7 protein-coding genes are annotated in these 7,205 nt (G+C 73.1%); 5 read left to right on the top strand and 2 right to left on the bottom strand.

All coding sequences use genetic code 11. The features are described from left to right. Positions 1–162 precede the first annotated feature (162 nt). From HYE82_RS31835 to HYE82_RS31845, 3 genes are all read left to right on the top strand, one after another. Entirely contained in the window at positions 163–1,008 is an 846-nt protein-coding gene (locus HYE82_RS31835; protein ID WP_179177677.1) for a tryptophan 2,3-dioxygenase, read from the top strand. A gap of 97 nt (positions 1,009–1,105) precedes the next feature. Beyond that, a complete protein-coding gene (gene kynU / locus HYE82_RS31840; protein WP_256987950.1) occupies positions 1,106–2,275 on the top strand; it encodes a kynureninase in 1,170 nt (389 codons plus the stop codon). 260 nt (positions 2,276–2,535) lie between these two features. After that, entirely contained in the window at positions 2,536–3,450 is a 915-nt protein-coding gene (locus HYE82_RS31845; RefSeq protein WP_179177679.1) for a S9 family peptidase, read from the top strand. Between the two features lie 232 nt (positions 3,451–3,682). Here the strand turns inward: HYE82_RS31845 and wrbA are convergent, their stop codons facing one another. Then, complete coding sequence (gene wrbA, locus HYE82_RS31850) at positions 3,683–4,279, bottom strand: NAD(P)H:quinone oxidoreductase (RefSeq protein ID WP_179177680.1); 597 nt, start codon at positions 4,277–4,279, stop codon at positions 3,683–3,685. A gap of 103 nt (positions 4,280–4,382) precedes the next feature. Here wrbA and HYE82_RS31855 point away from each other — a divergent pair, with 103 nt between their 5' ends. Further along, positions 4,383–4,982, top strand: coding sequence for a TetR/AcrR family transcriptional regulator (locus HYE82_RS31855; protein WP_179177681.1), 600 nt, complete (start codon positions 4,383–4,385; stop codon positions 4,980–4,982). A 124-nt stretch (positions 4,983–5,106) separates the two neighbouring features. Here HYE82_RS31855 and HYE82_RS31860 read toward each other — a convergent pair whose 3' ends face one another. Then, positions 5,107–6,390 carry an adenylosuccinate synthase gene (locus HYE82_RS31860; protein ID WP_179177682.1) on the bottom strand — a complete coding sequence of 428 codons (1,284 nt, stop codon included), beginning with the start codon at positions 6,388–6,390 and terminating at the stop codon, positions 5,107–5,109. 184 nt (positions 6,391–6,574) lie between these two features. Here HYE82_RS31860 and HYE82_RS31865 point away from each other — a divergent pair. After that, positions 6,575–7,205, top strand: a 631-nt coding sequence (locus HYE82_RS31865; protein ID WP_256987949.1) for a diacylglycerol kinase, incomplete at its 3' end; no start/stop codon positions are given.

The raw sequence follows: 7,205 nt of genomic DNA on the forward strand, positions 1-7,205 counted from the left end.
CCCCTCCCGCCCCTGTGTCCGAAACGTGTCTGTGACGCCGATCACTGGCCATTGGAAGGCGGCCGGGAAGCGGTCCTATGATGCGGGCAGGGGACCGGGGCTCCACACACCCAATCGGAAGGAGCGGACCGCTACCCGGAAGCACGTGTCGAGGAGACAGCGATGTCGAACACCCTTGATGCCTCCGGAGCCGGTTCGGACACCCCGAACCTCGACTTCGCCGGCACGACCCCGTACGAGGACTACGTCCAGGCGGACGTCCTCACGCACCTCCAGCACCCTCGTTCGGACGATCCCGGCGAGATGGTCTTCCTGGTGACCACCCAGGTCATGGAGCTGTGGTTCACGGTCATCGTCCACGAGTGGGAGACGGCCGCGAAGGCCCTCCGCGAGGACCGGGTCCCCGTGGCGATGGATGCGCTGAAACGATCCCTCCGCGAGCTGGAGGCCCTCAACGCCTCCTGGCGCCCGCTCGCCCAGCTCACCCCCGGCCAGTTCAACTCGTACCGCGCCGCCCTCGGCGAGGGCTCCGGCTTCCAGTCGGCGATGTACCGCCGGATGGAGTTCCTGCTCGGCGAGAAGTCGGCCTCCATGCTCGTCCCGCACCGCGGCGCCCCGCGCGTCCACGCGGAGCTGGAGAAGGCCCTGCACGAGCCCAGCCTCTACGACGAGGTGCTGCGCCTGCTCGCCCGCCGCGGCCTGCCCGTCCCGCAGCCCGTCCTCGACCGGGACCTCGCGCAGCGCTACGAGGCCTCGGCCGAGGTCGAGGCGGTCTGGACCACCCTGTACGAGGACCCCGACCTGCACCCGGACCTGCACCGGCTCGGTGAGGCCCTCACGGACGTGGCGGAGCTCGTCTGGCGCTGGCGCAACGACCACCTCGTCGCCACCCGCCGCGCGATGGGCGCGAAGACCGGCACGGGCGGCTCCGCCGGGGTGACCTGGCTGGAGAAGCGCGCCGCGAAGAACGTGTTCCCCGAGCTGTGGACGGCGCGCAGCCATGTCTGACGCCCTCGACACCACCACCGGAACCGCCACCGCCACCACCACCGCGACCACCACCACCGCGACCGCCGCCGCCCCGGACCTGGCGGCGCGCGCCGCCATGCTCGACGCCGCCGACGGGCTGGGCAAGCTCCGCGAGCGCTTCACCCTCCCCGAGGGCGTCGTCTACCTCGACGGCAACTCGCTCGGCGCGCTCCCCGCGGGCGTCGCCGCCCGCGTGGCCGAGGTGGTCGCGCACGAGTGGGGCACCGAGCTGATCCGCTCCTGGAGCAGCGGCACCTGGTGGACCGCCCCCGAGCGGATCGGCGACCGGATCGCCCCGCTCGTCGGCGCGGCTCCCGGCCAGGTCGTCGTCGGCGACTCCACCAGCGTCAACCTGTTCAAGGCGCTGGTCGGTGCAGCCCGCCTGGCGGAGCCCGGCCGTACCGAGCTGCTCGTCGACGCGACCACGTTCCCCACCGACGGCTACATCGCCGAGTCGGCGGCCCGGCTCACCGGCCTGACCGTCGTCCCGGTGGACCCCTCCGACGCGGCCGCGGTGCTGCGCGAGCGGGGGCAGGGCACGGCCGTCGTCCTGCTCAACCACGTCGACTACCGCGGCGGCCGGCTCCACGACCTGCCCGGCCTCACCCGGGCGGCGCACGCCGCGGGCGCGGTCATCGTCTGGGACCTGTGCCACTCGGCCGGCGCCCTGCCGGTCGGCCTCGACGAGCACGGCGTCGACCTCGCGGTGGGCTGCACGTACAAGTACCTCAACGGCGGCCCCGGTTCGCCGGCGTACCTCTACATCGCCGAACGCCACCAGGCCGCCTTCGACTCCCCGCTGCCCGGCTGGAACGGCCACGCGGAGCCCTTCGCGATGACCCCGGACTACGCCCCTGCCGCGGGCGCGGTCCGCGGCAGGGTCGGCACCCCGGACATCCTGTCGATGCTGGCCCTGGAGGCGGCGCTCGACGCCTGGGACGGGGTGGACGTGGCGGCCGTGCGCGCCAAGTCCCTGGCGCTGACCGACTTCTTCCTGGAGTGCGTGGCCGCGTACGTCCCGGCAGGGAAGGTCGAGCCGGTGACGCCGCTGCCCCACGAGGAGCGCGGCAGCCAGGTGTCGCTGCGCACGGAGAACGCCCGCGCGGTGATGGACGAGCTGATCTCCCGCGGGGTGATCGGCGACTTCCGGGCCCCGGACGTCCTGCGGTTCGGGTTCACCCCGCTGTACGTGGGCTTCGCGGACGCGGAGCGCGCGGCCCGGACGCTGGGTCACATCTTCGGGTGACGTCCGGCCGACCCGGGAGCGAAACGTCACGGCACGGGGCGGGCGGGGCGGTGATCCCTGCCCGCCGCGGTCCGTTTCCATGCGCGCCGGGGTACGTGAGAAAGACCTCCGGGGACAGTCTTGTTCCGGCCTGATACGGTCCGGCTCTGCCGGATCGAAGGACCCGGAGCCCGGAACCGCCGCGGCGGACCGGGGCTGCCGGGCCGTGGAACTCCGGTGGCCGGAACACCAGTCCCACGCGTTACCGAGAGGTTGAGCCGATGACGGACCCCGCTGTCGAACGGGACGCCGCCGAGGCCGCCTCGGCCTTCGCCCACCCGCCGGTCGCCCCGGACGCGTCGGCCGCGTACGGGGACCACCCGGACCACCTCGTCGACTTCTACGCCCCGCGCACCGCCGGCGGCGGCGCGGGCGCAGGTGAGGGTGAGGGTGCGGCCGGTTCCGCGCCCCTCGTCGTGCTGCTGCACGGCGGCGCATGGCGGGCCCCGTACGACCGGGAGCACGTGTCACCGCTGGCTGATTTCCTGGCGCGCCGCGGTTTCGCAGTGGCCAGCGTGGAGTACCGGCGCGGGAGTTCGCTGCCGCACCAGAACGCCGACGGGCCGGTCGCCGGCCGCTGGCCGGAGACCTTCGACGACGTGGCCGCGGCGATGGACGCCCTGCCCGGGCTGGCCGCCGTCCACCTTCCGCAGGCCGACCTGCGCCGTACGGTCCTCACCGGCCATTCCGCCGGCGGCCACCTCGCGCTGTGGGCCGCCGCCCGGCACGTCCTGCCGGCCGGCGCCCCGGCGGGCTGGCGGCTGCCGGCCCCGCCGGTGCTGCGCGGTGTGGTGGCGCTGGCCCCCATCGCGGACTTCGAGGTGGCGGAGAAGCTCTTCGTCTGCGGCGGCGCGTCGGCGCAGCTGCTGGGAGGGGAGGCGCACTGGGCGGAGCGGCTCCCGTACGCGGACCCGGCGGCGCTCCTGCCGACCGGGATCGCCACGACCGTGGTGCAGGGCCGGGAGGACATCGTCGTCCCGGCGGAGGTCGCCGAGTCGTACGTGGCCGCGGCGGCGAGGGCGGGGGAGACGGTCGGCCTCACCCTGCTCGACGGCATCGGCCACTTCCCGCTGATCGACCCGGCGGCCGACGCCTGCGCTGTGGTCGCCGAGGAGATCTCCCAGCTCGCCTGGTAGCGCCGCCGCCCCGTCCGGCTGCACCGGCCCGCCATCGGTCCGGGCGCCGGGGGACGGCCGCTGCGAGGGCCGACCGTCGGCAGCCGACTGCAGGAAGCAGCCGGCGTGCCGAGGCGGTCGCGCTCGTCCACGACGCGCTGCCCGAGGACGTGCTGCCCGAGGACGCGCTGCCCTCGGATCAAACCCCCGGCCGGGCCGAGGGCACTCCGGCCGGGGGTTCGATCCGAGGGGCTCAGCCCGCCAGGCGCGCCGCGATCGTCGCGAGGCGTCCGCCCTGGTAGCGGGCGGCCGTCAGGGTCGCCTCGCTCACCTCGCCGCTGCTCGCCGGGTGCGAGGTGCCGTACGGGTTGCCGCCGGCCTCGAAGACGGCCGGGTCGGTGAAGCCGGGCGCGACGATGATCGAGCCCCAGTGGTGGAACGTGTTGTAGAGGGCGAGCAGCGTGGACTCGTTGCCGCCGTGGGCGTTGTGGGCGCTGGTGAAGCCGGTGGCCGGCTTGTCGGCGAGGACGCCCTGCTGCCAGAGGCCGCCCGTGGTGTCGAGGAACTGCTTCAGCTGGCCCGAGATGTTGCCGTACCGGGTCGGCGAGCCGATGGCGTAGGCGTTGGCCCATGCGAGGTCGTCCAGGGTGGCGACCTCGACGTCCTGGGTGTCCTCGACGTGCCGGCGCCAGGCCGGGTTGGAGTCGATGGCGGCGTCGGGGGCGAGCTCGGGCACCCGGCGGAGCCGCACCTCGGCCCCGGCCTTCTCGGCGCCTTCGGCGACCGCCTTCGCGAGCGCGTGGACGTTCCCGGTGGAGGAGTAGTAGATGACGGCGACCTTGGCGCTCATGACGGAGTCCCTGCCTAAGTGGATCAAAATCCGGTTCGTTCGGTGGTTCAGAGTTAAACGGATACCCATCCGTTTGGCAAGTGGCATCCGGTAGCCTCGGGGTATGAGCCGCAGCCGCATCGAACTCCCCGTCTCGGGCCAGGCCCCGCCGGAGCGCGCGGACGCCGCCCGCAACCGGCGGAAGATCCTGGACGCGGCCGCGCGCCTGATCGCCGAGCAGGGGCCGGACGCCGTCACCATGAACGCCGTCGCGCACGCCGCGGGAATGGGGGTCGGCACGGTCTACCGGCGCTTCGGGGACGTCGGCCAACTGCTGCTCGCCCTGCTCGACGACGACGAGCGGCGCTTCCAGGAGGCATTCCTCAGCGGCCCCCCGCCGCTGGGGCCCGAGGCCCCGCCCGAGGAGCGGCTGCGGGCGTTCCTGTCCGCGCTGGCCGAACGGCTGGCCGGCTGCCCGGCGGTGATGCGCGCCGCCGAGGCCGCGTCGCCGGGTGCGCGCTACCGCAGCGGCGCCTACCTGACCATGCACACGCACGTGGCCATGCTGCTCCGCCAGACCCGGCCGGGGGCGGACGCGCCGGTCCTGGCCCACCTGCTGCTCGCCCCGTTCGTGCCGAGCCTGTTCGAGCACCTGACGGTGGACCGGGAGGTGCCGGTGGACCGGATCAAGGCGGGCATCGACATCCTGCTGCGGGCGGTTTGACCGGGCGGTTTGACCGGGCGGTCTGGCCGGGCGGTCCGGCCGGGCGGTCCGCCGGCGGGTACGCGGAAGGGGGCGGCGCGCCGTTCGGCGCACCGCCCCCTTCCGGACGGGTGGCGGACCGTCCTTACAGGAACGAGTTGATCTCGATCGTCTCGGTGCGGCCCGGGCCGACGCCGATCGCGGAGATCGGGGCGCCCGACATCTCCTCCAGTGCCTTCACGTACGCCTGCGCGTTCTTCGGCAGGTCCGAGAAGGTCTTGGCCTTCGTGATGTCCTCGGACCAGCCCGGCAGGTTCTCGTAGATCGGCTTCGCGTGGTGGAAGTCGGTCTGCGAGTACGGCAGCTCCTCGACGCGCTTGCCGTCGATCTCGTACGCGACGCAGACCGGGATCTGCTCCCAGCCGGTCAGCACGTCGAGCTTGGTGAGGAAGAAGTCCGTCAGGCCGTTCACACGGGTCGCGTAGCGGGCGATCGGGGCGTCGAACCAGCCGCAGCGGCGGTCGCGGCCGGTGGTCACGCCGCGCTCGCCGCCGATGCGGCGCAGGTCCTCGCCGTCCTGGTCGAAGAGCTCCGTCGGGAACGGGCCGGCGCCGACGCGGGTGGTGTACGCCTTCAGGATGCCGATGACCCGGCTGATCTTGGTCGGGCCGACGCCCGTACCGGTGCACGCGCCGCCCGCGGTCGGGTTCGACGAGGTCACGAACGGGTACGTGCCGTGGTCGACGTCGAGCAGGGTGCCCTGGCCGCCCTCGAACAGCACGACCTTGTTCTCGTCGAGCGCGTTGTTCAGGATCAGCGTGGTGTCGGCGACGTACGGCTTGATCTGGTCCGCGTACTGGAGCATCTCCTCCACGATCGCGGCGGCGTCGATCGCGCGGCGGTTGTACAGCTTGGCGAGCAGCTGGTTCTTGTTCTCCAGCGCCGCCTCGACCTTCTGCGTGAGGATCGACTCGTCGTACAGGTCCTGGACGCGGATGCCGACACGGTTGATCTTGTCCGCGTAGGTCGGGCCGATGCCGCGGCCGGTGGTGCCGATCTTGCGCTTGCCGAGGAAGCGCTCGCCGACCTTGTCGAGGGTGACGTTGTACGGCGTGATCAGGTGGGCGTTTCCGCTGATCAGGAGCTTGGACGTGTCGATGCCGCGCTCGTTCAGTCCGCGCAGCTCGGAGAGGAGTACGGACGGGTCGACGACGACGCCGTTGCCGATGACCGGGGTGCATCCGGGGGAGAGGATGCCGGAGGGGAGAAGGTGCAGCGCGTACTTCTGGTCGCCTACGACGACCGTGTGGCCGGCGTTGTTGCCGCCCTGGTAGCGCACCACGTAGTCAACGGATCCACCGAGCAGGTCGGTGGCCTTTCCCTTGCCCTCGTCACCCCACTGAGCTCCGAGCAGCACAAGAGCGGGCACAGGCGTACACCTCTTCCGGATGGGGCATGTCCAAGGCCAGGGGGCGTACGACGATGTACACCGCAGGCTGGGCCGTCGGACCGGTACCCCGGAATAGACGAAGGCCCTGGCGCAATAGCGCAAGGGCCTCTTGCACAAAGATGCTACCCGAGGAAGGACCGAGGTGTCGGCTCCGGAGCCCACCATGAGCCCTGCGGGCGCGCCGGTCGGCGGCCTGCTCGTGCTCGTCGACCCGGTCGCCCGCCGTCTCGACGGCGAGTCCGTGCGAATCGCGAGGGATGTCCTGTCGGCGGGAGCGGCGGCGAAGGTCTGCCTCCCGGATTCACCGGAGGAGTTCGCGCGGGCCCTCGCCCGTCGGGGCCATCGGCGGCCCGTGATCGTGGGTGACGACCGCGCGCTGGTGCGGGCCGTGGGGCTGCTGCACCGGGAGCGCGCGCTCGGCGAGGGCGCGGCCGGCGCCGTGTCCGTCATTCCGGTGGGGCAGGCGGGGTCCCTGGGGCTGGTGAGGACGTTGGGGGTTCCGCTGTCGGCGGTGTCCGCGGCGCGGACGGTCCTGGACGGGGTCGTCGGCATGCGGGACCTGCTGGTGGACGACAGCGACGGGGTGGTCCTGGGGGGCTTGAGGATTCCACCCGTTCGGCCGTCCGTGCCGCGGCCGGCGGGGCCCTCCGTGCGCAGCGCGTACCGCTCGCTGGTGCGCATCCTGGTCGGGCCGCCGCCGGCGCCCGCGCGGGGCGGGACGGGCGGCGGCCACCGGCTGCGGGTGGAGGCCGACGGGGTGGTGTTGGCGGATGTGGACCGGCCGGTGGAGGAAC

Source organism: Streptomyces sp. BR123 (assembly GCF_013401435.1).
Taxonomy (GTDB): Bacteria; Actinomycetota; Actinomycetes; order Streptomycetales; family Streptomycetaceae; genus Streptomyces.

Coding starts and splice junctions, on each gene's coding strand:
- wrbA (WP_179177680.1), bottom strand. CDS start 4,279: ATGAGCGCCAAGGTCGCCGTCATCTACTACTCCTCCACCGGGAACGTC.
- HYE82_RS31835 (WP_179177677.1), top strand. CDS start 163: ATGTCGAACACCCTTGATGCCTCCGGAGCCGGTTCGGACACCCCGAAC.
- HYE82_RS31845 (WP_179177679.1), top strand. CDS start 2,536: ATGACGGACCCCGCTGTCGAACGGGACGCCGCCGAGGCCGCCTCGGCC.
- HYE82_RS31855 (WP_179177681.1), top strand. CDS start 4,383: ATGAGCCGCAGCCGCATCGAACTCCCCGTCTCGGGCCAGGCCCCGCCG.
- kynU (WP_256987950.1), top strand. CDS start 1,106: ATGCTCGACGCCGCCGACGGGCTGGGCAAGCTCCGCGAGCGCTTCACC.